The 23,817-nt window shown below is 46.5% G+C and carries 25 protein-coding genes; 14 read left to right on the forward strand and 11 right to left on the reverse strand.

Annotation, left to right across the window (positions count from 1 at the left end; genetic code table 11):
- A partial coding sequence (gene metG / locus GY843_RS00905) for a methionine--tRNA ligase (protein ID WP_297305837.1) occupies nucleotides 1–1,978 on the forward strand: 1,978 nt, incomplete at its 5' end.
- A gap of 187 nt (nucleotides 1,979–2,165) precedes the next feature.
- On the forward strand, nucleotides 2,166–2,420 hold the full coding sequence (locus GY843_RS00910; RefSeq protein WP_297305838.1) for a TIGR02647 family protein: 255 nt from the start codon (nucleotides 2,166–2,168) through the stop codon (nucleotides 2,418–2,420).
- A gap of 80 nt (nucleotides 2,421–2,500) precedes the next feature.
- Here the strand turns inward: GY843_RS00910 and GY843_RS00915 are convergent, their stop codons facing one another.
- Nucleotides 2,501–2,761 carry a hypothetical protein gene (locus tag GY843_RS00915; protein ID WP_297305839.1) on the reverse strand — a complete coding sequence of 87 codons (261 nt, stop codon included), beginning with the start codon at nucleotides 2,759–2,761 and terminating at the stop codon, nucleotides 2,501–2,503.
- 272 nt (nucleotides 2,762–3,033) lie between these two features.
- On the opposite strand from GY843_RS00915, the gene GY843_RS00920 reads away from it, so the two are divergent.
- Nucleotides 3,034–3,372, forward strand: coding sequence for a HopJ type III effector protein (locus tag GY843_RS00920; protein ID WP_297305840.1), 339 nt, complete (start codon nucleotides 3,034–3,036; stop codon nucleotides 3,370–3,372).
- Between the two features lie 108 nt (nucleotides 3,373–3,480).
- Here the strand turns inward: GY843_RS00920 and GY843_RS00925 are convergent, their stop codons facing one another.
- From GY843_RS00925 to dinB, 3 genes are all read right to left on the reverse strand, one after another.
- Nucleotides 3,481–5,034: a SulP family inorganic anion transporter gene (locus GY843_RS00925; protein WP_367183781.1), complete on the reverse strand. Its 1,554-nt coding sequence runs from the start codon at nucleotides 5,032–5,034 to the stop codon at nucleotides 3,481–3,483.
- Between the two features lie 86 nt (nucleotides 5,035–5,120).
- Nucleotides 5,121–5,699, reverse strand: a complete 579-nt coding sequence (locus GY843_RS00930; RefSeq protein WP_297305842.1) for a nucleoside deaminase — start codon at nucleotides 5,697–5,699, stop codon at nucleotides 5,121–5,123.
- A 20-nt stretch (nucleotides 5,700–5,719) separates the two neighbouring features.
- Nucleotides 5,720–6,778: a DNA polymerase IV gene (gene dinB / locus GY843_RS00935; protein WP_297305843.1), complete on the reverse strand. Its 1,059-nt coding sequence runs from the start codon at nucleotides 6,776–6,778 to the stop codon at nucleotides 5,720–5,722.
- Nucleotides 6,779–6,972: 194 nt separating this feature from the next.
- On the opposite strand from dinB, the gene GY843_RS00940 reads away from it, so the two are divergent.
- Nucleotides 6,973–7,158: a hypothetical protein gene (locus tag GY843_RS00940; RefSeq protein ID WP_297305844.1), complete on the forward strand. Its 186-nt coding sequence runs from the start codon at nucleotides 6,973–6,975 to the stop codon at nucleotides 7,156–7,158.
- A 78-nt stretch (nucleotides 7,159–7,236) separates the two neighbouring features.
- Nucleotides 7,237–8,985 (forward strand): GNAT family N-acyltransferase, encoded by a 1,749-nt coding sequence (locus tag GY843_RS00945; RefSeq protein WP_297305845.1) that lies wholly within the window; start codon nucleotides 7,237–7,239, stop codon nucleotides 8,983–8,985.
- Nucleotides 8,986–9,037: 52 nt separating this feature from the next.
- On the opposite strand, the gene GY843_RS00950 is transcribed toward GY843_RS00945, so the two are convergent.
- Complete coding sequence (locus GY843_RS00950; RefSeq protein WP_297305846.1) at nucleotides 9,038–9,844, reverse strand: mechanosensitive ion channel domain-containing protein; 807 nt, start codon at nucleotides 9,842–9,844, stop codon at nucleotides 9,038–9,040.
- Between the two features lie 153 nt (nucleotides 9,845–9,997).
- Here GY843_RS00950 and GY843_RS00955 point away from each other — a divergent pair, with 153 nt between their 5' ends.
- On the forward strand, nucleotides 9,998–10,567 hold the full coding sequence (locus GY843_RS00955; RefSeq protein ID WP_297305847.1) for a TIGR04211 family SH3 domain-containing protein: 570 nt from the start codon (nucleotides 9,998–10,000) through the stop codon (nucleotides 10,565–10,567).
- 53 nt (nucleotides 10,568–10,620) lie between these two features.
- On the opposite strand, the gene GY843_RS00960 is transcribed toward GY843_RS00955, so the two are convergent.
- The gene (locus GY843_RS00960; protein WP_297305848.1) at nucleotides 10,621–12,390 is read right to left on the reverse strand and encodes a hypothetical protein; all 1,770 of its coding nucleotides are present in this window, start codon (nucleotides 12,388–12,390) and stop codon (nucleotides 10,621–10,623) included.
- A 105-nt stretch (nucleotides 12,391–12,495) separates the two neighbouring features.
- On the opposite strand from GY843_RS00960, the gene GY843_RS00965 reads away from it, so the two are divergent.
- Nucleotides 12,496–13,200: a VWA domain-containing protein gene (locus tag GY843_RS00965; protein ID WP_297305849.1), complete on the forward strand. Its 705-nt coding sequence runs from the start codon at nucleotides 12,496–12,498 to the stop codon at nucleotides 13,198–13,200.
- A gap of 16 nt (nucleotides 13,201–13,216) precedes the next feature.
- Nucleotides 13,217–13,954 carry a DnaJ domain-containing protein gene (locus GY843_RS00970; protein ID WP_297305850.1) on the forward strand — a complete coding sequence of 246 codons (738 nt, stop codon included), beginning with the start codon at nucleotides 13,217–13,219 and terminating at the stop codon, nucleotides 13,952–13,954.
- Between the two features lie 78 nt (nucleotides 13,955–14,032).
- Here the strand turns inward: GY843_RS00970 and GY843_RS00975 are convergent, their stop codons facing one another.
- Nucleotides 14,033–15,028 (reverse strand): hypothetical protein, encoded by a 996-nt coding sequence (locus tag GY843_RS00975; RefSeq protein ID WP_297305851.1) that lies wholly within the window; start codon nucleotides 15,026–15,028, stop codon nucleotides 14,033–14,035.
- Between the two features lie 70 nt (nucleotides 15,029–15,098).
- On the opposite strand from GY843_RS00975, the gene GY843_RS00980 reads away from it, so the two are divergent.
- The gene (locus GY843_RS00980) at nucleotides 15,099–15,692 is read left to right on the forward strand and encodes a TetR/AcrR family transcriptional regulator (protein WP_297305852.1); all 594 of its coding nucleotides are present in this window, start codon (nucleotides 15,099–15,101) and stop codon (nucleotides 15,690–15,692) included.
- Nucleotides 15,693–15,751: 59 nt separating this feature from the next.
- Here GY843_RS00980 and GY843_RS00985 read toward each other — a convergent pair whose 3' ends face one another.
- Nucleotides 15,752–16,573 (reverse strand): formylglycine-generating enzyme family protein, encoded by an 822-nt coding sequence (locus GY843_RS00985; RefSeq protein ID WP_297305853.1) that lies wholly within the window; start codon nucleotides 16,571–16,573, stop codon nucleotides 15,752–15,754.
- A 109-nt stretch (nucleotides 16,574–16,682) separates the two neighbouring features.
- On the opposite strand from GY843_RS00985, the gene GY843_RS00990 reads away from it, so the two are divergent.
- The 5 genes from GY843_RS00990 to GY843_RS01010 all read left to right on the forward strand — a co-directional run bounded on the left by GY843_RS00990 (nucleotide 16,683) and on the right by GY843_RS01010 (nucleotide 21,585).
- The gene (locus GY843_RS00990) at nucleotides 16,683–17,543 is read left to right on the forward strand and encodes a fumarylacetoacetate hydrolase family protein (RefSeq protein WP_297305854.1); all 861 of its coding nucleotides are present in this window, start codon (nucleotides 16,683–16,685) and stop codon (nucleotides 17,541–17,543) included.
- A 273-nt stretch (nucleotides 17,544–17,816) separates the two neighbouring features.
- Nucleotides 17,817–18,182 carry a hypothetical protein gene (locus GY843_RS00995; RefSeq protein WP_297305855.1) on the forward strand — a complete coding sequence of 122 codons (366 nt, stop codon included), beginning with the start codon at nucleotides 17,817–17,819 and terminating at the stop codon, nucleotides 18,180–18,182.
- A gap of 244 nt (nucleotides 18,183–18,426) precedes the next feature.
- Complete coding sequence (locus GY843_RS01000; protein WP_297305856.1) at nucleotides 18,427–19,785, forward strand: HAMP domain-containing sensor histidine kinase; 1,359 nt, start codon at nucleotides 18,427–18,429, stop codon at nucleotides 19,783–19,785.
- On the forward strand, nucleotides 19,778–20,260 hold the full coding sequence (locus GY843_RS01005; protein ID WP_297305857.1) for a hypothetical protein: 483 nt from the start codon (nucleotides 19,778–19,780) through the stop codon (nucleotides 20,258–20,260). Before GY843_RS01000 ends, GY843_RS01005 begins: the two co-directional genes overlap by 8 nt.
- A complete protein-coding gene (locus GY843_RS01010) occupies nucleotides 20,257–21,585 on the forward strand; it encodes a sigma 54-interacting transcriptional regulator (RefSeq protein WP_297305858.1) in 1,329 nt (442 codons plus the stop codon). The genes GY843_RS01005 and GY843_RS01010 overlap by 4 nt, the downstream gene beginning before the upstream one ends.
- Nucleotides 21,586–21,593: 8 nt before the next feature.
- Here GY843_RS01010 and GY843_RS01015 read toward each other — a convergent pair whose 3' ends face one another.
- The 3 genes from GY843_RS01015 to GY843_RS01025 all read right to left on the reverse strand — a co-directional run bounded on the left by GY843_RS01015 (nucleotide 21,594) and on the right by GY843_RS01025 (nucleotide 23,757).
- Complete coding sequence (locus GY843_RS01015; protein ID WP_297305859.1) at nucleotides 21,594–22,391, reverse strand: replication protein P; 798 nt, start codon at nucleotides 22,389–22,391, stop codon at nucleotides 21,594–21,596.
- Nucleotides 22,309–23,280, reverse strand: a complete 972-nt coding sequence (locus GY843_RS01020; RefSeq protein ID WP_297305860.1) for a DnaT-like ssDNA-binding domain-containing protein — start codon at nucleotides 23,278–23,280, stop codon at nucleotides 22,309–22,311. The genes GY843_RS01015 and GY843_RS01020 overlap by 83 nt, the downstream gene beginning before the upstream one ends.
- A 69-nt stretch (nucleotides 23,281–23,349) precedes the next feature.
- A complete protein-coding gene (locus GY843_RS01025) occupies nucleotides 23,350–23,757 on the reverse strand; it encodes a CBS domain-containing protein (protein WP_297305861.1) in 408 nt (135 codons plus the stop codon).
- Between the last annotated feature and the right edge of the window lie 60 nt (nucleotides 23,758–23,817).

Here is a 23,817-nt window from a genome sequence, read left to right on the forward strand (position 1 = left end):
GGGTCACCTAGTGGAATATATCCAGACTGATATCTGGGTTCGTTTCCAGAAGCAGCGCGGACATCAATGCACATATGTTTGTGCCGATGATGCACACGGAACTCCGATCATGCTTAAAGCTGATCAGATGGGAATCTCTCCGCAGGAGCTTATCGATAAAGTAAGCACGGAACACCAGCGCGACTTCTCCGGTTTTATGGTTGGGTTCGATAACTACTACTCAACTCATTCTGAAGAGAATAAACACTTTGCCTCTTTGATCTACACCTCCCTGCGTGATGGCGGTCATATTGCGAAGAAAACCATCACCCAGGCTTACGACCCTGAAAAAGAGATGTTCCTGCCGGACCGTTTCGTAAAAGGTGATTGCCCTAAATGTGGTGAACCCGATCAGTATGGTGATTCTTGTGAGAAATGTGGTGCTACCTACAGCCCGGTTGAGCTGAAAAATGCCTACTCTGCTGTGTCTGGCGCCAAGCCAATAGAGAAAGAGTCTGAGCACTACTTCTTCAAACTGGGTGATTTCGAAGAGTTCCTGCGTAGCTGGGTAGACAACCACGTTCAGGAACAGATGATTCACAAACTGAATGAGTGGTTTGAGTCAGGTCTGCAGAACTGGGATATCTCCCGTGATGCACCTTACTGGGGGTTTGAGATCCCGGATGCGCCAGGCAAATACTTCTACGTTTGGTTGGATGCCCCAATCGGTTACATGGCCAGCTTCAAAAACTGGTGTGACAAAAACGGCGTTGATTTTGACGAGTACTGGTCAGAATCTTCTGATGCCGAGCTATACCACTTCATCGGTAAAGATATCGCCTATTTCCACACCCTGTTCTGGCCAGCAATGCTGGAAGGCGCTGGCTTCCGTAAGCCTAACGGTGTGTTCTGCCACGGTTTCCTAACCGTAGATGGGCAGAAGATGTCCAAGTCCCGTGGCACCTTTGTCATGGCGGAAACTTACCTGAACCATCTGCGTCCTGAGTACCTGCGTTACTATTTTGCAGCAAAACTAAGCTCAGGTATCGATGATATCGACCTTAACCTTGAAGACTTCCGTATGCGTGTAAATGCGGATCTGGTAAACAAGGTAATCAACATCGCTTCGCGTTGCGCAGGCTTCATTAAGAAGAAGTTTGATGGTGAGATGGCAGCTGAGCTGGCTTTGCCAGCGCTGTACGAAGAAGCCGTTGCCTCTGGCGACAGCATCGCTGACGCTTATGAAAACCGTGAATACGGTAAAGCGATGCGTGAAATTATGGCCTTGGCAGATAAAGCCAACCAGTACATCGATGCAGCAGAGCCTTGGGTTCTGGCTAAACAGGAAGGTAAAGAGCAGGAAGTTCAGGACTGCTGCTCCATGGGTATCAACCTGTTCCGCGTTATTCTGACCTATTTGGCACCGGTGCTGCCAAAAGTGGCAGAAGATGCGCAAGCATTCCTGAATGTGGAAGATATGGCCTGGGATTCGATTCAGCAGCCACTGCTTTCCCATAAGATCAACAAGTTCAAGCCGTTGATGCAGCGTGTGGAAGAAGAAAGAGTTAACGCGATTATCGAAGAGACTAAAACGGTTCTGGGAGCTGCTGCGGCTGAAGCTGCAAAAGCAGAGAAAGCGAATAAAGGCCCTCTGGCTGATGAACCTATCGCTGATACCATCGAGTTCCCGGATTTTGCGAAAGTTGACCTGCGTGTTGTGCGTATCGCTAAAGCTGAACACGTGAAAGGCGCTGACAAATTACTGCAGCTGACACTGGATCTGGGCGGCGAAACCCGCAACGTATTCGCTGGCATTAAGTCTGCGTACAAGCCTGAAGATCTGGAAGGCAAGCTGACTGTGATGGTAGCCAACCTGGCACCACGTAAGATGAAGTTTGGTGTATCTGAAGGCATGGTTCTGGCAGCCGGTCCTGGTGGCGAAGACCTGTGGATCCTGAATCCGGATGAAGGCGCACAGCCGGGTATGCGGATTAAATAAACTGTAGATTCAAATCTAAAAAGAGCTGGTATTTATACCGGCTCTTTTTTTGTCCTGACAGCTCCCCTGACCTTTCCCGCATACCAAAAAACAACCATCTGATTTAAATCACAATAAGAGCAATACAAAGCGTCTTACAACCGCTATGCTGTACCCTATTGTTCAGCCAGAGACCTTTGGAGTACTCATGCCTTATAACGATAATATTGTTCAAGAACTCAACGTGCTCAATCTGTTCAGCCTTAACTCAACACAGGAAGGGATTAAAGTTCACTCGTCCGCAAAACCCGAAGTTATTGCAGCGACACAACGTTTATATGATAAAGGATTAATCACGCAGACAGATGGTGGCTACCTAACACCACTTGGGCATGATGCTGCCGAACATAGTCAGACACTACTGACCATTCTCAACACTGAAAATCGCCAGCCAATCTCCTGATCGATTTTACTGAAGCCTAAAAAAAGAAGGGCCTGAAAAGGCCCTTTTGGTGTGAAGCTCAAGATTAAACCTGTCTTCATTCACCCGTTGTCTGGATGTGTAGCAATAAAGTGCTGCATAACTTTGCGCAACACCTCAGCATGTTTCTCATCGCCGCTACGCTCAGCTTTAGCAATATCGTCGAGAATGATCTTCTTGATCAATTTCTCGCCCTCATGCTCAACTAGGTAATTCCCCATCGCAACAGCGATGATTGAATCTACATGCTCATGTTCTGCAATTGCGCTAACTTCGCCTGGAGTCAGGCCGCTCATGTCTACGCATTCTTGATAAGTTAACATGGCTCTTCTCCTCTTATTGTTATCCTTCACACAGGCCGCGAAACTATCCCTATCAATAATCCTTAAAACTATCCTGCTTGCCTGCCCCTCTCAATTTTCAGTGTACTCCAGATAACGGATTTGTCCTGCCTGATGAGCGGTTTTGTTACAAAACAGAAACAACAGATGATCCCGGTCAAATTTTTACAGTGATCCTAAAACTGGTTGCAAAAACCGACCAGAAAACTATGATCCCTGCACACTCTCTTTAATTTGAAATAAGGACCATCAGAATGACGCTGAATGAATTTCTGCAGCAGATTGGTACGAATACTGAGTTGGATTTTGAAGACACTATTCAGGTAATCACTGACAACTACAGCTATACACCTACCGCTTTCGATAACGGTGATGTTCACAACGAAGCTGGTCAAAACGAAGGCAGCTGCAAAATTTTCGCATTCGCTAAGCTGAATGGTTTATCAGAAGAACAGACTCTGAAATGCTTTGGTCGTTTTTATCAGGATGTTTTGAATACTCCTGAAGGCAGTGATCACGGCAATATCCGTAACTTTATGCAGAAAGGCTGGGCAGGTATCTCTTTCTCTGCTGAAGCATTGCAGGCCAACTAAGCTTTAAAAAGTTTAAATACAAAGCCCGGTAACTCTTCAGTTACCGGGCTTTTTTGTATGCGTTTTATAAAAGGGGGGCAGATTTAAATCTATCCCCTAATCCAAACCTTAGGCCAGACTGTCATCCGCCACTTTATATTTTGGATCTTCAATCACATTCACTTCAACCAGATTACCGGCTTTAGTTAGCAAGTTACGGCACTCTGGACTCAGATGACGCAGGTGCAGCTCTTTACCCGCTTTCTCATAGCGTTCAGCCAGAGAATCAATCGCTTCGATACCTGAATGATCCATTACCCGGCAGTTAGCAAAATCTACGATAACCTCAGGTGGGTCCATACGTGGATTAAACTGATCACGGAATGCCTGAATTGAAGCAAAGAACAACGGGCCGTTTGGCTTGTAAACCTTGGTGTCGTATTCATCACGAATTTCAAAAGACATGTTACTTGCGTGTTTCCAAGCAAATACCAGCGCAGAGATAATCACACCAACCACTACTGCGATCGCAAGATCCTGCCATACAGTTACACCTGTTACGGCAACAACAACGATCAGATCAGACTTAGGAATTTTGCCCCATAGACGGAAGCTCGCCCACTCGAAAGTGCCGATTACCACAATAAACATGACACCCACCAGCGCAGCTACTGGGATCATCTCAATCAGGCTTGAACCGACAAGAATGAAAGCCAGCAGGAACAATGCTGCTGAGATACCCGAAGCACGACCACGACCACCTGAGTTGATATTAATCATACTCTGGCCGATCATCGCACAACCGCCCATACCACCAAAGAAACCTGTTGCTACGTTAGCAACGCCCTGGCCGATACACTCTTTATTACCGCGACCACGCGTTTCTGTCATCTCATCTATCAGGGTTAATGTCAGCAGGGATTCAATCAAACCGATAGCCGCCAGAATCAATGCATAAGGGAAGATAATACGCAGGGTTTCCATATCAATTGGCACCATTGGAATATGGAACTGCGGTAGACCACCCGCAATTGTTGCTGCAGGATCACCGGTCATATCAGCCAATACTTCCTGTACCGTACGTGCGTCCAGATCCAGGCCAATCACCAGCAACGTCACAGTCACAATCGCAGCCAACGAAGAAGGAATTGCGCGAGTCAGCTTAGGCAGGAAGTGGATGATAGCCATCGTCAGGAATACAAGTCCTAACATCATCATCATTTGCTCACCCTGCAGCCACTGCAGTGCACCGTTCTCATCGGTGAACTGGAACTGCTTCATCTGGGCGAGGAATATTACGATCGCCAGACCGTTCACAAATCCGAGCATAACCGGATGTGGCACCAGACGGATAAACTTACCAAGCCTGAATACCCCCGCCAGCACTTGGATAATCCCCATTAACACCACAGTGGCAAACAGATATTCAACACCATGTTGAGCCACTAAGCTCACCATAACCACTGCCAGCGCGCCTGTTGCACCGGAGATCATGCCTGGTCGACCGCCTATTGCGGCAGTGATTAAACCAACCATAAACGCGGCATACAGCCCTACCAAAGGCTCTACACCCGCAACAAAAGCAAAAGCTACCGCTTCAGGCACTAGGGCCAGTGCAACCGTAAGACCTGAAAGGAGATCTCCTTTCATAGTTTGTGTCCGTGACACAAGCAATTGAAACATTTAGAACCTCGGAGGGAGCTGATCAAAAAAACATCAGTTATAGAAAGCGCGCGAGTATAGCAAATAAGGGGGGCAATTACAGGCGTTCAGGGGCGAATAACGCTGATTAGTTTTTCGCGCAGGGAGGAAAGTTGTGCAACTGCTAAATCTGAAGCCAGATTAATTAGCTCAACATTCCCCTTAAATTTAGAAATTTCAGCAAGTTGCGAAATATTAATCCACGCCGGTGGCATTTTTTCGCAGCGCGACATCATACCGCCATCTTTGTCTTCTGCCAGGTATATTATTTGTCCAATTCCCGCTGCTAGAATCCGGCTGCAGCACATCGGGCAAGGCTCAAGAGAAGCGAATAAAGTCAGCCCCTGACGATCCTCATAACCGGGGTAGTTTTCTTCAAATTGGTTCAATACTCTCATTTCAGCATGGGCTGAAGAATCAAACCGTGGATAAAAAACCGCATTACCCGCTTCAGTTAGAAGCTCTCCGTTTCGATCAATTAAAACAGCCCCAACACCATAATTCCCCTGTTCCAGTGATTGAAGTGCTAATTCACAACAGCGAAAAGGCCATTTTTCAGGACCAGCTCGGTACTCTGATTTAAAAGCTGCGACACGTAGACGTAAATTATCCAGCTCAGGACTCTGCGGTTTAGTAGATCCTTGCATGCAAACGTACCTCAATAGCCTCAATTAAGCAGATTCAGTTGCTCCGGTTGATCAGCACTTTCGGGTTTAAGACGGTAACCTACTCCGATCAATCGGACAGCACGATTCCCCCTACTATATGCATCAATCAGTAGCTGGCGAAAGTGTGATTCCTCCGGCATTGCAACTGCATGCTCGGCGGTCGTCTGGACAAAATCATGAAACTTCACCTTAACTACCGTACCCGCTATTTCCCTGGTTTTCTTATGTTTGGCGAATCGGGTTTCCAGTTCATCCAGCAAAACCGGTAACTGTTCAAGGCAGCTTTGCAGATCAGGTAGATCCTGCGCATAAGTATGCTCAATACTCACCGATTTCCGTTCTCGGCTCACCCTGACAGGTCGGTTATCGTTACCCCTCGCCAACTCAAACAGACGTTTACCAAACTTACCAAAACGTTCTACTAGCTGAGCCAGTGTCTTCATACGAAGGTCGGCGCATGTTTCAACGCCCAACTCTTGTAATCTTAGAGCTGTTTTCTCGCCTACACCCGATATCTTCTTTACAGGTAGTTGCGCAACAAAATCATCCACCTGATCAGGTTTCACAACAAAGAGGCCATCAGGCTTATTCCAATCGCTGGCGACCTTTGCCAGAAACTTATTGGGCGCAACCCCCGCTGAGATGGTAATTCCTACTTCATTGCGTACCCGGTCGCGTATCTCTTCGGCAATCAGTGTGGCACTACCTCGACACAGCTCAGTGCCGGTCACATCCAGAAATGCTTCATCGAGGGACAAAGGTTCAATCGTGTCAGTGTAATCAAGAAAGATCTGCATTACCTGCTGGGAAGCCAGCTTATATTTAGACATATTGCCCGAAATCACTTTCAAATCGGGACATAAACGCAAAGCATGGGCTGTGGACATGGCTGAACGTACACCATACTCACGTGCCAAATAATTACAGGTGGAGATCACTCCTCTGCGATCTGAGCTGCCACCCACAGCCATAGGCACCTCACGCAGAGTAGGATCATCTCTCATTTCTACGGCAGCAAAAAAACAATCACAGTCGCAATGAATAATCTTTCGTTGCATCTCAAATAATTCAGAAAACAAAATACTGTTTATTTATACAGCTAAATAATAATCCATAAAAGTGTAAACATCTAATTCTTTGCTATGCTGAAGGTGAATATGACTTCTGGAACTCTGAGCAGGCCCCTCTCTTCCTCATATTCCTGCTCAGGGTTCCCTCTATTTCTATAGAGCTGAAGTATTGGAGTTTAGAAATGACCAGTTCTGATCCTCATGGCAGCAATGTACGTTCAGGAAAGGATCGCCGTGAATTGAAGGATCGCCGTGCAGATGTTCGCTTTGAACCTGACAATCCCGACCGACGCAAAAACAAAGGCCGCCGCAAAGAGGATAATGACCTCTGGAGTAAAGCCATGTCCGAACAGGATACAAGCAACTGATCCCGTTTAGATCCTGTCATTAAAACGTAAATTTTTCGTCAACGCCTGGTCACAAAACCCTCATATATTTTTCACGTTATGAACACACGTGAAAATAACCTCATCATTAGAGAGCCTGCTATCGACGTAGAGAAGGCTCTTATCAGTAAATATCCTGCCTTTGTTGAAAAGCCAGCTCCATTTAAACGCTCAGCGCTTTATATGCTGCGCAAACTTGTTCATGAAAATGAGATCAACTCCTTTTTAGAACTGAACAAAGATGCCAAGGGCTTTGAATTTATTGACCGGGTGCTGGAATACTTCAATTTCGGCTACAGCATAAGCAACCGTGATCGAAGCAATATTCCTTCTTCCGGGCGGGTTGTCATTATCGCAAATCACCCCCTTGGGGCGTTAGATGGCCTCGCCCTGTTGAAGATGGTGGGTGAAGTGCGCCGCGACGTTAAAATCGTTGCCAATGACGTGCTGATGAATTTTGATCCAATTAAGAACCTGTTCCTTCCGGTAGATAATCTGGGAAAAAGTACGCGAAAACGTGATATCGCTCGAATTGTGGAAGCACTGCATCAGGAACAAGCAATTATTGTTTTCCCAGCAGGTGAAGTTTCCCGGGCTGGCATTACCGGTGTTAAAGATGACAAGTGGAACAGCGGCTTTATCCGCTTTGCCCGTAAAGCCAATGCGCCGGTACTTCCAATCTTTATCGGCGGCAAGAACTCATCTTTGTTCTACAGTGTTTCCTATATCAATAAAGCACTGTCTACCATCATGCTGGCACGTGAGATGTTCAACAAACACTCCGTCACCATCCCAATGCATGTAGGCGAGCCGATTCCATTCAGTCAGATCGATGCTGTTCCAGTCTCTACAACAGAGAAAGCTAAGCTGCTGAAGAAGCATCTGTACCGTATTGCTAAAAATAAGAAGCCTCTGTTTATCACAGAAAAAACCATCGCCCACCCTCAGGCCCGACAGGCCCTGAAACAGGAGTTAAGGGAATCTGAGCTTCTCGGCGAAACATCCGATGGGAAAAAAATCTATCTGTTCGATTACAAAGCTGAATCCGCAGTGATTCAGGAGGTTGGTCGTTTACGCGAGATCGCATTCCGTTGTGTGGGTGAAGGAACTGGCGGTAAAAAAGATCTGGACCACTATGACCAGAGCTACCGCCACCTTATTCTATGGGATGAAGATGAGTTGGAGATCGCCGGAGCCTATAGGCTGGCAGAAGCAGGTAAGATGGCTGATCCTGAGAACGATCTCTACAGCTCAACACTGTTCAAATATGGCGAGCAGATGCAGCCCTACTTTGAAAAAGGGATTGAGTTAGGCCGAAGCTTTGTGCAACCGAAGTACTGGGGCAAACGCAGTTTAGATTACCTCTGGTACGGTATCGGTGCCTATCTTCGCAAGCATCCAGAAGTTCGGTATATGTTTGGCCCGGTTAGCCTAAGCAATAGCTACCCTAAAGTAGCCAAAGACATGCTGATCTGGTTCTACAGTCACTACTTCAGTGATAGCGAAGATCTAGGGCGTTCCTTCTCACCATACAGTCTGGATGACGAAACCAGAACAAATATGGAACGGATGTTTGCGGGCGATGATTACAAAGCTGATTTCCGTGTTCTAAAAGAACAACTCGAATTTCTCGGCGTAAGTGTCCCTACTCTATACAAACAATACAGCGAACTCTGTGAAGATGGGGGCGTCCGCTTTCTCGACTTTGGTGTTGATGCAGATTTTAATTACTGTGTAGATGGCTTGGTGTTGGTTGATATCGAACACGTAAAAGCTAAAAAGCGTAAGCGCTATATGGGTTCTGAATAAAAAAGGGGACAGGTTTAAACCTGTCCCCTCATCCAATCTATCCTATAACGATTTAAGCTTCTTCCTGCTTATGCAGATGAACGTCCATCTGCGGGTAAGGGATGCTAATACCCTCTTCATCAAAGCGCAGTTTAACCGCTTCAGTTGTATCCCACAGTACTGCCCAGTAGTCAGCAGAGTTTACCCATGGACGAACAACAAAGTTAACACTGCTATCAGCCAGTTCCGACAGAGCGATTACCGGAGCAGGATCTTTAAGAACGCGTTCATCAGCTTCGATGATCTCAGCCAGAATCTGCTTAGCTTTACGCAGGTCATCGTCATAACCGATGCCAAATACCATATCTACACGGCGGGTATCACGTGCAGAGAAGTTAGTAATAACGCCACTGTAGATAGCGCCATTAGGGATAATCACTTCACGGTTATCACCGGTACGCATAATAGTGTTGAAAATCTGAATATGCTCTACAACCGCAGCAACACCAGCAGCTTCAACGAAATCGCCTTCACGGAACGGTTTGAAAACAATCAGCATCACACCCGCTGCAAAATTCTTCAGTGAATCCTGCAAAGACAAACCGATAGCCAGACCTGCAGCACCCAGCAAAGCAATCAACGAGGTAGTATCTACACCCAACTGATTCAAAGAAGCCACTATAACAAACAGCAGCAACACAACATTGACAATTGAAGAGATGAAGTTAACCAACATATCCTCAACCTTAGCCTTGCGAAGTAAACGCTGCGTCAGCTTAACCAGCTGTTTTACAATCCAACGACCTACAAAGAAGATCGCCAGCGCCAGCGCAATATCCACAATCCATGGAAAGACGTAGCTATCAAAGAAATTTTCCATACCGTTCCCCTGAGACTTATAAAAAATTTAGCGAATTAAAGCAGAACAAAGATTAACAGAACCCAAACGGGTATGAACTGCAATAACAGCCTGTTAAGAGTGGAGTTTAATCCGTACAATATGCCAATTTCCAGCATTCAAACACTTGTATCAATGAAAAAAGTACTTCTTCTTACTCTATTCCTGTTTTCAACAGTCGCTCAAGCAGAAAAAGGACACATCGCAGACGATGCGATGGTCTATGTGCATAACGGCCCTAGTAATGAATACCGAATCATCACCCGTATCCGTAGCGGTACAGCAGTCGAAATACTGAAACGTGATGCCAAGACTAAATACACACAAATCCGTATGCCCAAGGGACGCATTGGCTGGGTAGAGCCGGGTGCTGTAGATGCCGGAGATAGTATCTCTGTCCGCTTACCTAAACTGCAGAGCAGTTTGGAAAAAAGTCAGTCCATCGTTAAACAACAGACACTGAAGATTGACCAGTTGCAGACAGAGTCGGATTCCCTAAAGCAGAAAAATGTCTCACTAACCAGCGAAGTAGAACAGCTGAATACCACTATCAAAGAGCTGAACTTCCAAATTGAGTCCAGTGATGAAAGCAACCTGATGCGCTGGTTTACTCACGGTGGTCTAGTAGCGTTGGGCGGCGTTATTCTGGGGCTATTACTTCCGTATTTCCCTAAACGCCGTAAGCGCAAGGATGAGTGGTTCTAAACACATAAGAACCACTACACCCAGGATATGCATTTAGCAAACTAGTTTGTCACCTAATTCGCAGGCGCTTTCATATCAGCCACACTGCTGATCTCAATGCCATCTGCACTCAGGTCAATATCCATTGTCACATGCATATCCATATCTTTAAGTATTTGTAGCTGCTTAGTGACTTCAGGATCAGCTGCATTGGTTTCTAGCACAGGGATGATTGGCGATAGCATCTCTTTGTAATCCAGAGACAGATTCATCAAACCATTACTCACTGGCTGCTCCTGGGCCAGTGAGTTTGCTTGCTGCTCCCCTTTCTCACCGGAATAGATCACCAAATGCTTACCTTTTAGAGCCAACATCGGTTTGATATTGACCTCAGGAGGTGCAGGCATCACTGTACTCAGATCAACCGGTGTACCATCTGTAGGCAACTCAATACCCGCCAGTGGCGGCGCAAAGTTTTTCGCCATATTGAACAGCACTTCCGGATTGTCCGCTGAAAGACTGATCAGCCCCTGGATTGAGTCTACCTGTGGTTGTGGCCCATTTAGATTTACCGAGAAATCCTGCACTGCCATACCAACCCCTTTCACTCCCTGAACCATGCCAGTAAACATAGCCAAGGCAGCCGGATTGGACTGCTGCATAGATTGTTGCATCTCCTGTAGAGGAGCACATTTGTATGTAGGCTCAAGAACGGCACTCCAGATGGAGGACAGTGCAGGATTCAGCTTATTAGCATCAATCCCTATGCCATAACCAAAGATCTGTTTCTCTTTAAGGTATGAAGGGATAAAACCCTGTATGGAAGCCAATGCTTTCATCACAGAGCTATTGCTGCTCTCTACGATCATAGAGGCCTTCATATAACTACGCTGTTCACTGATGTCCATCTCACGCATGCCCATCACTGTACGTGGCCAGCTAGCTACAATCTCACCCATTTCAGCCTGACAATCAGGGTTACGCACCTCAGCGAGAGCCTGCTTATCATTGCCTTGCTGTATCGCTTTGGTAATCATAGTTGCCAGCGAATTGCCGTTTTCCGTGGTGAACGCTGTTACCAGCGCTTTATGATCAAAATAAGCGATGCTGTGCGGCAAATAATTATGTTTTTTCTGAATAGCCTGAACCACACCGGTATTCTGTAAAGAGCTGGCCGGTTTCTTAAGTGCAAATGCCACCTCCAGATCCTGCTCAGTGTTTAAATGGCTGTTGAGGGTAATCGTAACCCAGCTATCCTGTTCCGCTACCAGAAGTTCCAACTTTTCAGGCCCTTTCTGATCATCACCACCCTGTGGTGTAAGAGGGTACACTCGGTATTGAAGGCCTTTCAGGGTTCGCAGCTCATGCTTGTAACCACTGTCCTGCTCCGCTTTATCAAATAGGCTCCAGATTGCCTGACTATCACTCGACTTGTAGCGAACAACCGGTAACAGACCTACTGCATATACAGCCCCTTCCAATTTATCAGGCAGACCAAAGGTTTTCTGGAAGCTTGCAGCAGACGTAGCCGCCTGGAAGTAAGTCTGAATTAGACTGGAGAAGAAAAGTTTTTGCGGATCACGCTCATGCTCCAGCTCATAGATTAGCTCTTCTGGAACAGCAGTCTGTGCAAAAGTGGTATTTTGCAGATAACCTTTTAGCGGGAAAGGCTCCAGTTGACCGGAAAAGAACACCGTATCAGCAGGTATGTAATCGAGCACACTGCTTTTAACCGCTGCAGTTTTTGGCTCTTGGTCTGGACCTCCGTCATCTCCTTGCTGACTGACCATATAACCCGCAGCGCCTACAGCAACCACAGCTCCCGCAATAATAAGATTACGCATACCCAAACTCCTTTTCTAATTTAAGCCGATCTTAACCTAAGCAACTTAGTCTGTCCTCTACCTCCTCGCTATACTTAAACAGACATGATGTAGCACAATACAGAAATGAAACATAACTCAAAAAAACTGACGGTTTCCTCCTCACAGGAGCTGGATACGTTTATCAAGCAGCTGAATAAAGCACCTGTTCCTGTTTCGACTGCAGAGAAAGGGAAGATTCTGTTTGCTCTGGATGCAACCGCCAGCCGACAACCTACCTGGGATCATGCCAGTCATCTGCAAAATTCGATGTTTATTGAAGCAGGTAAACTAGGAGGTTTGGCTCTACAACTCTGTTATTTCAGGGGTTTTAACGACTTCCAACACAGTGACTGGCTAACCGATGCTGATCAGTTATTACAGATAATGAGCCGTGTACATTGTGCGGCAGGACATACCCAGATTGGCCGCGTTCTCCACCATGCTCTTACAGAAACCCGCAAGCGACAGATTCAGGCAGTCATCTATATCGGCGACAGTATGGAAGAAAGTGTTGATCACCTCTGTCAGATGGCTGGAGAGCTGGGACTACTTAATACACCGGTATTCGTTTTTCAGGAAGGAAATGAACTGGTAACGAAAAGAGCACTGAAAGAGATTGCCCGCTTATCTGGCGGCGCGTACCATTCCTTCAATAATCAAAGCGCCCACTTATTGAAGCAACTTTTAGCGGCTGTCGCGGTCTATGCAGCTGGAGGCAAAAAAGCACTGCAGCACTTTAGCAAAGGCAAAGATCAAGCAGTAGTTAATCTGCTAGAACAACTTAAATAATACGTAAGAGGTTTATGTGAATCCTGTCAGTCTCGTTCTTCTAGCCGGAATTGGGTTGTTAGTCGTATTCTGGATTCGCTCCCTGCCAAAGAAAAAGCGGGCGGGAGTCCTTATTCTGTTACTGCTGGTCGTAATCTCACTTTTTGTTTTATTGATGGCACTTACTGGTCGCCTGCACTGGATCGCAGCAATCTTTGCCGGCTTACTGCCCTTTGCCCGTAATTTATTCCCTATACTGATACGTCTTTTGCCCTTCTTAAGCCAAGCGTATAAGCAGCGCCAACAAACAAGACAAAGCAGTGGTAATCAATCAGAAGTGAAAACCCGTATTATTGCTATGAGTCTGAATCATGATTCCGGGGTGATGTACGGGACAGTTTTGGAAGGCCCTTTAAAGGGCCAAGAGTTAGGTAATCTGTCTGAACAGGAATTTATCCAACTTCTGAGCTACTGTCGCCAGCAGGATTCAGAATCCGCGCGTTTACTCGAAGCCTATCTGGATAAACGTTTTGGGGATAGTTGGAGAGAAGATGATCCGGAAACCAGTTCTGAATATCAAAATTCAGGTGGCAGTGGATCAATGTCGGTACAGGAGGCCTATGAAATTCTGGGGCTTACACCAGGTTGCAGCAAAGAAGATATAGTTGCAGCCCACCGCAAACTGATGCAAAAAAACCATCCAGATCGGGGTGGTAGTGACTATCTGGCAGCCAAAATTAATCAGGCTAAAGATCTACTGTTAAGCAACCTGTAGCCCCCCCTTGGAGGGACAGATTTAAATCTGTCCCTTCTGTAAAGCTAGACCAGCAAAGAAACTTTTCCTTCTTAAAGATTATTTCCGGAAAGTCCGGTCAGGCCCTGCCCGTTCAAAACGCAGTCCGTCATGACCGTATGTAGGACTAAACCCCTGTAGCACCAATCCACCAGCTTTATTACGTTTAAAAACCATAACCTCGTTCTCATTGCGACCATCAATCTCCGTCAGGTGCACAATAATTTTGTCTGAGGATAGACGCTTCCATGTTCCTTTCTGCACAATGAGTGGCTGGTCATTACGGTAATCCTGCGTCAGGATTACTTCATACTCAGAGGTCAGATCCATGGATATAAACCGGCTAATATCTGCTGTTTCAGACAACTCAGAACTATAGAGCCCCGGCAAAGTTCGCAGATCCAAATTACCTTCACGGGCACACCCCGTAAAAGATCGACCTAATACGCTCATTTCGGCACTGTATTCATAATCGATTCCATATCGATCACGGCACGGCTGTCTCAATAGTTTCAGATTAAGGCTACGTCTTAGCCCTTCTGCCCGGATTGTACTATCCCACTCCAATCCGTTACCTAAATTGACCGGCTCACCTCTCGGGAAAACCAGATGGGACAGCTGATCATAAATCTGTACATTTATGGTTTCTTCACGTACATCCGCTACCCAAACAGGACGATCACCTGCGGCACGATACTCATTTCCCTGCAATTCATAGTGACAGGTAAACTGATTCCCTCCCATCAAGTGAACACTGTAAACTTGCCATGGTTCGCCTGGCACAATCCGGTCACCACTCATTTCCGCATAAACGGACGGCTCACCCGTTCGTTTGAAACGAGTCGCTAATCGGCCGCTATGGTCTGTAATAGATTCCGTTTTTCTTACGTAGCAAGGCTTAAAGGTAAGCTGTACACCATCAGTGGAAATGACACCACGCCGAAAAAGAGGCCCTTCATCCCCCTGAGCGTGCTGCGGTGATGTCTGGCACCCGGCCAAAAAAAGAAAAGGAATAAGAAAGAAAGAAGCAGAGTGCCTAAACTTATGGTTTCTCATGCTAATGTTGGTCTTGCCTGAACGATTGAGTCACCCGATAATAGGTGAATTGAACATGGAGGGCAAAAGAATGGCAAGACCGGCTGAATTTGATCGTACCGATGTTCTTGAGAAAGCGATGGGAGTTTTCTGGAGAACAGGCTACAGTGCTACATCCGTAACTGATCTTGTTAACGCTACTAGCTTAAAGCCTGGTTCCCTCTACGGAGCGTTTAAAAGTAAACGAGACCTCTTTATTGAAGTGATCGACACTTACGCTGCCCGTAGTCTGTCCCGTGTTTCCACCATCGTTGGCGAAGCTGATTCCCCAATTGAGGGGATCGAAACTTTCTTTGACTGTTTTTGTAAGGATCTGGCAGCTGATAACATTGGCAAAGGCTGCCTGATGGTTAACACCATGCTGGAGCTAGCCACAGAGGATGACCATATTCGTGAGCGGATCAGCGGTTACCTTGATGGTCTTGAAAGCCATTTCCGCGAAGCACTGATCAAAGCACAAGAGAAAGGCGAAGTGGATAAGAACCTTGTGCCTGAAGATATGGCAACCTACCTGATGACCAACATTTGGGGCTTAAGGGTGCTAAGTACAAAACGCCCGGAACCACAAAAGTATGAGGCGATTGTCAAAAACATCATGAGCGCCCTACACGCTCCAAAACACTGAACCGTTTTGCTTGGTTTAAGGGACAGGTTTAAACCTGTCCCTACAAAATACTGCTCGCGCTATTTCACATCATAAGCACAGCGAAAACCGATTGAACCGTAGATAGATCGACCACTTACAGGTGGTTTAACATTACGGAATGAACTGCGCAGGTTATTCACATTTTCATCCCATGAGCCGCCTCTCACCACACGCTGGCGACCATTATCTGGACCTTTCAGGTCACCACCGGCATAACGCTTGATTCCATCTTTGTCATACCAGTTCATAGTCCATTCGCCCGCATTACCATGCATATCATGCAAGCCATAGCCGTTGGTTGCATGGCTCCCACGTGGCCAGGTTCGATCTTCACCACAACCATCAGGTTCATTGGGGACGGAACCCATTGTTTTGCCATCGTCAAGGATAGCGTGTTTACAACTCACAACCTGTCCCCAAGGGTAACGACTCTGGCTATTAGCTCTAGCAGCTTTCTCCCACTCTGACTCATACGGCAGACGTCCTCCTTTCCAGCTGCAGTAATCCAACGCTTCCTGCCAATCGACACAGTTCGCTGGGTGATCCCCACGCCCTTCCGCACCCACATTGCAGTACTTATTACGCTGGTGATCTTTAGGACGCTGGCATTTACCTGCTGCGATACAAGCTTCATATTCAGCTACCGATACTTCATGTTGATCAATTTTGAAGGTGGGAACATTCACTGATATCCCCCCTTCTGGCCCCTCATCATTTTCACAGACGGTATCTCCTATAGAGCACCCCATTTGAAATGCACCGGCCTCAATAACAATCTGCTCAGATGCATTAACAAAATTTGCAGACAAACCAGTTGCTCCTGTTACCGCTATAGCCACCCAGAAATTCAAATTACTCATCACCCACTCTCCGTTTTCTTATCGTTATCACTCTATTGGGTATCGCTTTCCTATCTCCCCAGAATAGAGTACGGTTCCGGAAAATAGTTTCGAAAGCGGGTGATTTTTTGTGAAGCTGGCAACAATTTCTTATCAGGGACGAACTGGGGTTGGCATAGTAAAGGATGATCAAGTGACACCTAGCTGGCTCGATTTATCCTTGCCTCAAGAGATGATCCCATTTCTGAGTACCGGGCTAGAGGCTCAATCCAAACTGCTAGCTCTTGCAGGTAACAACGATCTGTCTCTATCAGATGTACAACTGCTAGCACCTATATCAAATCCACAGAAATTTCTTGGTGTAGGGTTAAACTACGCCGATCATATTGCTGAGACCGGCCTGGATACTCCCGATTTCCCAACCATCTTCAATAAACAGAGCAGCTGTATTATTGGCCCTGAGAAAGCTATTCATCGCCCACGGGTTTCCGAAAAGCTGGATTATGAAGGTGAGCTTGCGCTAGTAATCGGTAAACAATGCCGCCATGTCCCTAAGGAGAAAGCAGCTGAGGTCATAGCCGGTTACACCATCGTGAACGATGTATCGGTGCGCGACTGGCAGATCAAAGCGCCTACATGGACACTGGGTAAATCCTTCGACACTCACGGCCCTATGGGACCATGGATAGTCACCGCTGATGAAATTGATCCACACAACCTGGAACTGAAAACTTGGGTTAACAATCAACTGCGCCAGCATTCCAACACCTCAAACCTGATCTTTGATTGCTATCAGCTGGTAGAGACCCTTTCCACGGTATGCACTCTGATGCCAGGGGATGTCATTGCTACCGGTACCTGCTCAGGTGTCGGCGTGAAAATGAAACCCCGTGGTTATATGAAACCCGGTGATCGAGTGACCATTGAGATTGAAGGAATTGGTAAGCTGAGTAACCCTGTTATAGAAGAACCGGATACTCAGTGGTGTTAAAAGCTAACTATTCACAAGTCATGTCGCTATTTGGAAACCTTATAAGCTATTGATAAATAAGAGAATGAATACTTATTGAACACTTCACTGTCTCCAATTGGAGACATAATTTTCCAGGTTTTAACTCTTCTCTGCGGTCTGATTCCCTTCAAAAGCAAAAATAACCATTTAACCGATTGTTATATAAAGACTTTTAAATATTGGTACAGCCTTTGATATATCCCCAACGAATTTAAATTTTTTTGATCTATATAATTCGCTTGGAGAGATATAATGAAATTACACCACTTGGCTTCCTTCTTCCTGCTTTCGGCAACTTCCGGTGCGGCAATGGCTGATTTGAAAACCGAATCAACAACTCAGCAAGTCACACCTCCCGCTATCACTGTTGAAGAGATTCCGCAGAAACCTCGTTTCTTTGACCAGTTGGATCAGGACAAAGACGGCAAGGTTAGCCCTCAAGAAGCCCAGGTTTCTCCGGCACTCGTTAAAGGCTTCAAAAAAATTGATGCTAACAATGATGGTTTCTTAAGTGTTGAAGAGTTTTCAAAACTTCAGCTCGAAAGACAAGTTGAAAGAAAGGTGGAAACAACGCAGACAAAAACCTTTATTGCTATGGCTTCTTTACACACTCTGTAACACGCCTAGATAGCAACCCCGCAGGGCCTCCCCTTCCCCCGAGACACGCTCTGCAGCAACTCTGTCCGGTTTAACGCCGGGCGGAGTTTTTTCGATAAAGAAGATGAAATCACTCCAATTAATACCAAGAAGGTTGCGATTGAGAGATAATAGGCCACCAATCATACAGTTGTTTAAAAATAGCGTTTAATTTATGTTCAACCAGAATCGAAATCCTTGGCGGTTAAGCTCACTAAAACAGCTTGTGCTTCTGTCATTTCTGGTTGTAGTCACCCCGTTTGGAGCACTGATTTATTACGCAACCAACGCTTTAGTAGAGCAATCAGCTGAGGGGCGTGTACTGGCACAACAAGCACTGGAAGTAACCCGCAGGGGGCAAACTCTGGAGCGATTAGCCGAAGACATTACCCGTTCAGCCAGACAGTACCAAGTCGTTAAGAAAGATGAGATCAAGCAACGGCTGGAACAGTTTCTTTCTGAGTACCAGCAACAATTAACCGTTCACAGCTTTCTTCTGGAAGATCCGCAAAGCCTGCAGCCAATTCATGAGTTGCTAGACGTTTTTAAACACTCACATCAGAGCGAAACAGGTTCGCTGCTTAACCTGACCCGGAAGATTAACCAACAGGTTGATCAGATTCTGGATAAACGCCTGCATGCCCTAAATGAAACTGCCCAACACACCCAAACCCAGCTCAGTACACTTACTCTACTGCTTTTAGCGATTGAAGCCCTGTTAATTCTATTTTTCAGCCTGAGTATCATTCGCCCCGTAAACCGAATCACCTCACGCATTCAGGCTCTAGGGACAGGGGAAGAGTACCAAGGTGATAAAGTCGGAGGCCCTGATGAACTTGTTCACCTTGAACAACAGCTTGATTGGCTGACTGAACGTCTTGCCGAAGTGGAAAAAGAGAAACAACGCTTTTTGCGTCATATGTCCCATGAACTAAAGACGCCTCTAACTACGCTCAGAGAAGGCTCAGACCTGCTCGCCGATCAGATTACGGGCAAGCTCAATTCCAATCAGATGGAAGTGGTGCAGCTTCTGCAAAACAATTCACGACAGCTCCAGACTTTGATTGAGCAACTTCTGGATTACAGTCGTTTAAGTCAGAATGAACCTCTTACCCACCAAGACACAGCAATTACCTCGGTACTACAAGAAGCAGTTGAGCCCTTCAAACTATTGCTGGAACAGAAACAGATCAAACTTTCTGTCCCTTCAACCAATGCCCGGCTTCTCACCGACCGCACCATGCTTGTCCGTATTGTGGGCAACCTGATCTCCAATGCCGCACTTTATGGTTCTGATAACGGCCAGCTGACTATCACGATAGATGATAACAATGAACAACTCTGTATCGATGTAATAAACGATGGTCCCGTCATTCCTGAGCACGATATTCCGCACTTATTCGAACCTTTCTATCAGGGTCAGAATCGTCGCAAGGGTCCTGTCAAAGGCTCAGGTATTGGATTAAGTATTGTCAAAGATTCCGCAGAATTAATCGGCGCATCTGTCGCTCTCATTCAAAACGCAAGTAACCGTGTCGGCTTCCGTATTTCACTATCTCGGGAAGGATTTATTCAGAATGATTAAATACAGCTTCTTTTTTTTGTTACTCTTTCTACAAGGATGTCAGTTAAAACCGCTTATAATTTCAGACAAGTCAGTTGAAACCGCCAACTGTCAGATTAAGCAACAAGAGCTTTATCTGCTGCAGGCTACGGAAAAACGTTTTCTGAATGCACCAACACTACGCAGCAAACTTCTGCAGACAGCCATAAAAGATAACAACCGAGCAATGACTGCTCTGCTTATGTCCACCCCTTACTCTTCAACAGAGCAGCTACAACAGGCTAAGCTCCACTTTTCCAAGCTCAGACTGAACCTGCAGCAAGCCTGTCCAGGGGACCAATATATTCACCTACGTGATCAGTACACAACGGCCCTGCTTTGGCTGAGAGCCGAGCAGGACAACCTACAGTCTCAAAATCAGCTTTTACAAATTAAAATCGATGCGCTCACCCAGATTGAGTCGGACTTGAATCAACAACGGGAGGGACAACAATGAGACCACATATCCTACTGGTTGATGATGACCAATCCCTTCTCAAGTTATTGGCAATGCGATTGGAAGCCAGCGGCTATAAGGTCAGCTGTGCCGAAAGTGGCGAATGCGCCCTGAACATGTTGAATGATGAGATTGATCTACTGCTGACCGACCTACGCATGGAGGGCATGGATGGTCTGGCATTATTCCATCAAGCACAAGCACGTTTTCCTCAACTTCCCGTAGTTATTATCACCGCCCATGGATCAATCCCTGAAGCAGTGACAGCAACTCAACAAGGGGTCTTTGGGTTTCTCACTAAACCGATCGATAGAGAACAGTTACTGCAAACCCTTGAAGATGCGCTTAAAGGCACCAGTCGTAACAGTGGCGAATGGCGTAGTGACATTATCAGCCGTAGCCCTGTTATGGAAAACCTTCTCGCTGAAGCCGAGCAGATCGCCAGCTCCAACGTAAGCGTTCTGATTACTGGCCCGAGCGGCAGTGGTAAAGAACTGATGGCCCGAGCTGTGCACAAGGCAAGTGATAGAAGTAAGAAACCGTTTATTGCAATTAACTGTGGCGCCTTGCCGGAACAGCTACTCGAATCAGAACTTTTTGGGCACGCCAAAGGCGCTTTTACCGGTGCCGTAAACAAGCATGAAGGGCTATTTTTAGCCGCAAATGGTGGTACTCTTTTTCTCGATGAGATCGGCGACATGCCGATGCCGTTGCAGGTGAAGCTGCTTCGTGTATTGCAGGAACGTCAGATTAGGCCGGTAGGCAGCACTGAAAACATCTCTGTAGATGTACGTATTATTTCAGCAACTCACAGAGACCTTGAACAAACGATGCAACAGGGAGAATTCAGGGAAGATCTGTTTTATCGCTTAAATGTAGTCAATCTTCACCTACCTCCTCTCTCGGAAAGGCCTGAAGATATACCACCGCTGGCGCGCTATTTTGTTGAACGGGCCGCAGAAAGACATAACCCTTCGGTAAAGAATATTGCCTCTGAAGCTCTGCAACTACTGGCTCAGTCATCCTGGCCGGGAAATGTCCGCCAGTTAGAGAACATAATCGAAAAGGTGACCGCATTAAGCAATACACCGGTGATTAGTGAAACAGCGGTAGTCCGCGCATTGGCTAATCAGGAACAGGTCATCCCAAACTTTAATGATGCTCGCGCAGAATTTGAGCAGCGTTACCTGACAAAAGTTCTACGCATCACTGAAGGGAATGTAACCCAAGCGGCGAAAATAGCAGGAAGAAACCGAACAGACTTTTATAAGCTATTGAAGAAACATAATATTGAAGCGGCCCTTTTTAAAACCGCAGCCGGATGACTCGTCCTTTATTGGTAATCATCCGGTAACTCAATACCCATTGCGGAGGCTTCAACCTGAGCATGTTTGCGGAAGCGTTCGCGCACCTGAGTGCCTTTAGGCTTTGTCAGATAAAACAGCCACTTACTAGCAACTTCCGGCTTCAGATTATGCTCTTCACCCCAACTCTGGATAAAGGTAAACAGAGACACATCACTTTTATCCGGCAGTGCAACGGGAACCGGGAGGTCCAGCTCTTCACCTGCGCGAACCCTGCGACAGATCACATCATAGTTGTATCTAAAATCGGGAAAAACATTCGGTTCATCTTCAGTACGTAGACGGAACCAACCCGTCGCTTTGCCTGCATGATAGATCGCGGGATGACTCCATTTGTGTGTCGATGCGTGATCCGCATGCAAGCATGCTTCTTCATAAGCATGTTTTCCAGCGGGCAAACCATGGTCACCAGTGAGATTTCGCAGAACTTTTAGAAACTCAGAGATAGTTGGCATCCACGCACTGTGTTCTTTGCAGTAATCGATTGCAGCCACCAGCTCCTGCTCGGAATAACCACCCAAACTAAGAGCCCACTCACGTTTGGCGATACGGATCTCATCCTGAGTTTCAAAACAGCTTTTAAACTTGTGACCATAGATCGCCATAAAACGGGCAAAGATCATGTTCACCAGCGTCTTGGTTTCAACGCTCAGATCACGGGGAGCAGACTCAGATTGAGTTTCTTCACCAGTCGGTGTCTTTGATGTCCATGACTGCTGCGGTAACCCGTTTTCTGTTTTCGCGAGTATCTCTGCGGGGGTTTTCATGGCTAAAACCTGTATTTTGTTCGTTACTTAAACGCTGCTGGCGGCCTTCTTGGGTCTGTTTTTTGACCCACTCTCTTTTCACCCAGCCAAGGAATTTCTGGTCCCAGTTAGTCTCTTTACGATCTTTATCTAACCAGTACAGCACAAATTCGTCCAGACAGCTCTGGGCAAACTGCACAGAAATACTGTGACGCGGTAACAGCGCATAGAAATTTTGCGAGGGTTGCCAGCCCAGATCCATAGCCTGAAGCTGCTTCTTCAACTGCTCCTGCTGGAAGAATTTAGCCTGCAATTCATCACCCTGCCCGGAACGCATCTGTTGAGCTTTACGTGCCCAACCTATACTACCGCCAAAAGTTGGAGCAGGACCGGGATTAGGTTGCCTTTGCTCCCTGCTCGGAGGGGTTACCGGCTGATTCGGAGTGTCTGGGTAGTAAGGTGTATCTTGAGCTGAATAGGGTTCTGAGCTGTAGGCCTCAACCGGAGGTGTAGGAGGTACAGCTTCAACCACAGGTAGCCGACTCACCATCTCAATTTCCGGTTCTTCGATAACCTCTTCAACCTGCTCAAATGCCTCAGAACTAGCGCTAACGGGTTCGGGGAAGCGGATTCTTACCCTACCATCATGAGCAAAAGTTGCATCAATAAAGCCCGCCTCAACCAGAATATTGGTCAGTTGAGCCAGGTTCTCCTCATCCCAAAAACGCCCTAATTCTAGCCACTGTTGCGCAGATAAAATCAGCTCAGGCTTGCTGCCACTTGTAGATAAAGCTTCCAAGCGTTGTGCCTGTTGCTGATATAGCGTCATAAGTACAGCGGCTTCAACACCAACGGTTTCAGCAAGCGAGGGATAAAGAAGAATGGGCGTTTCAGGAAAGTGGTAGCTCATCTGGCCAAATATACCTTACAGACAAAAAAGCCGCAGTCCTGCTGCGGCTTCGGTAATATACAAAACTGATTAACCGTCTTGTGCAAACTGCTCTACTGCACGTAACACGTCTCGACGGCTGATCTGGCCGATCAGTTTACCATCTTTTACTACCGGCAGGCGACGACGCTTATTGTTAATAAACTCTTCTGCCACTTTAATGATGTCAGCATCGTGGTTAATGGTATGAACCTCTTCCGACATGTAGGTACCAACAATACCGCCCATCTCTTCTTCATGGTAGGTAAGGGTCAGGATGGCTTTCAGGCAATCCACTTCCGACATAAGGCCTACAAGGCCCCCATTTTTATCTACAACCGGAGCACCAGTAATACGGTAATCCAGCAGTTTATTAATCGCTTCAAAAAGATCCGTTTCCGGAGTGAACGTGATCAGGTCTTCACACATGTAATCCTGAGCTTTCACAGATCTTAACATTACCATTCCTCCAAGACCGGCAGATTGGTATAACCCACCGAGAAATTCCACTCGCCTTTA

This window comes from Neptuniibacter sp. (assembly GCF_024231755.1).
Taxonomy (GTDB): domain Bacteria; phylum Pseudomonadota; class Gammaproteobacteria; order Pseudomonadales; family Balneatricaceae; genus Neptuniibacter.

Excerpts from the sequence above, each read along its gene's own strand:
- GY843_RS00910 (WP_297305838.1), top strand. The coding sequence starts at position 2,166 with ATGCCTTATAACGATAATATTGTTCAAGAACTCAACGTGCTCAATCTG.
- GY843_RS00915 (WP_297305839.1), bottom strand. The coding sequence starts at position 2,761 with ATGTTAACTTATCAAGAATGCGTAGACATGAGCGGCCTGACTCCAGGC.
- GY843_RS00920 (WP_297305840.1), top strand. The coding sequence starts at position 3,034 with ATGACGCTGAATGAATTTCTGCAGCAGATTGGTACGAATACTGAGTTG.
- GY843_RS00925 (WP_367183781.1), bottom strand. The coding sequence starts at position 5,034 with ATGTTTCAATTGCTTGTGTCACGGACACAAACTATGAAAGGAGATCTC.
- GY843_RS00930 (WP_297305842.1), bottom strand. The coding sequence starts at position 5,699 with ATGCAAGGATCTACTAAACCGCAGAGTCCTGAGCTGGATAATTTACGT.
- dinB (WP_297305843.1), bottom strand. The coding sequence starts at position 6,778 with ATGCAACGAAAGATTATTCATTGCGACTGTGATTGTTTTTTTGCTGCC.
- GY843_RS00940 (WP_297305844.1), top strand. The coding sequence starts at position 6,973 with ATGACCAGTTCTGATCCTCATGGCAGCAATGTACGTTCAGGAAAGGAT.
- GY843_RS00945 (WP_297305845.1), top strand. The coding sequence starts at position 7,237 with ATGAACACACGTGAAAATAACCTCATCATTAGAGAGCCTGCTATCGAC.
- GY843_RS00950 (WP_297305846.1), bottom strand. The coding sequence starts at position 9,844 with ATGGAAAATTTCTTTGATAGCTACGTCTTTCCATGGATTGTGGATATT.
- GY843_RS00955 (WP_297305847.1), top strand. The coding sequence starts at position 9,998 with ATGAAAAAAGTACTTCTTCTTACTCTATTCCTGTTTTCAACAGTCGCT.
- GY843_RS00960 (WP_297305848.1), bottom strand. The coding sequence starts at position 12,390 with ATGCGTAATCTTATTATTGCGGGAGCTGTGGTTGCTGTAGGCGCTGCG.
- GY843_RS00965 (WP_297305849.1), top strand. The coding sequence starts at position 12,496 with ATGAAACATAACTCAAAAAAACTGACGGTTTCCTCCTCACAGGAGCTG.
- GY843_RS00975 (WP_297305851.1), bottom strand. The coding sequence starts at position 15,028 with ATGAGAAACCATAAGTTTAGGCACTCTGCTTCTTTCTTTCTTATTCCT.
- GY843_RS00980 (WP_297305852.1), top strand. The coding sequence starts at position 15,099 with ATGGCAAGACCGGCTGAATTTGATCGTACCGATGTTCTTGAGAAAGCG.
- GY843_RS00985 (WP_297305853.1), bottom strand. The coding sequence starts at position 16,573 with ATGAGTAATTTGAATTTCTGGGTGGCTATAGCGGTAACAGGAGCAACT.
- GY843_RS00995 (WP_297305855.1), top strand. The coding sequence starts at position 17,817 with ATGAAATTACACCACTTGGCTTCCTTCTTCCTGCTTTCGGCAACTTCC.
- GY843_RS01005 (WP_297305857.1), top strand. The coding sequence starts at position 19,778 with ATGATTAAATACAGCTTCTTTTTTTTGTTACTCTTTCTACAAGGATGT.
- GY843_RS01010 (WP_297305858.1), top strand. The coding sequence starts at position 20,257 with ATGAGACCACATATCCTACTGGTTGATGATGACCAATCCCTTCTCAAG.
- GY843_RS01015 (WP_297305859.1), bottom strand. The coding sequence starts at position 22,391 with ATGAAAACCCCCGCAGAGATACTCGCGAAAACAGAAAACGGGTTACCG.
- GY843_RS01020 (WP_297305860.1), bottom strand. The coding sequence starts at position 23,280 with ATGAGCTACCACTTTCCTGAAACGCCCATTCTTCTTTATCCCTCGCTT.
- GY843_RS01025 (WP_297305861.1), bottom strand. The coding sequence starts at position 23,757 with ATGTTAAGATCTGTGAAAGCTCAGGATTACATGTGTGAAGACCTGATC.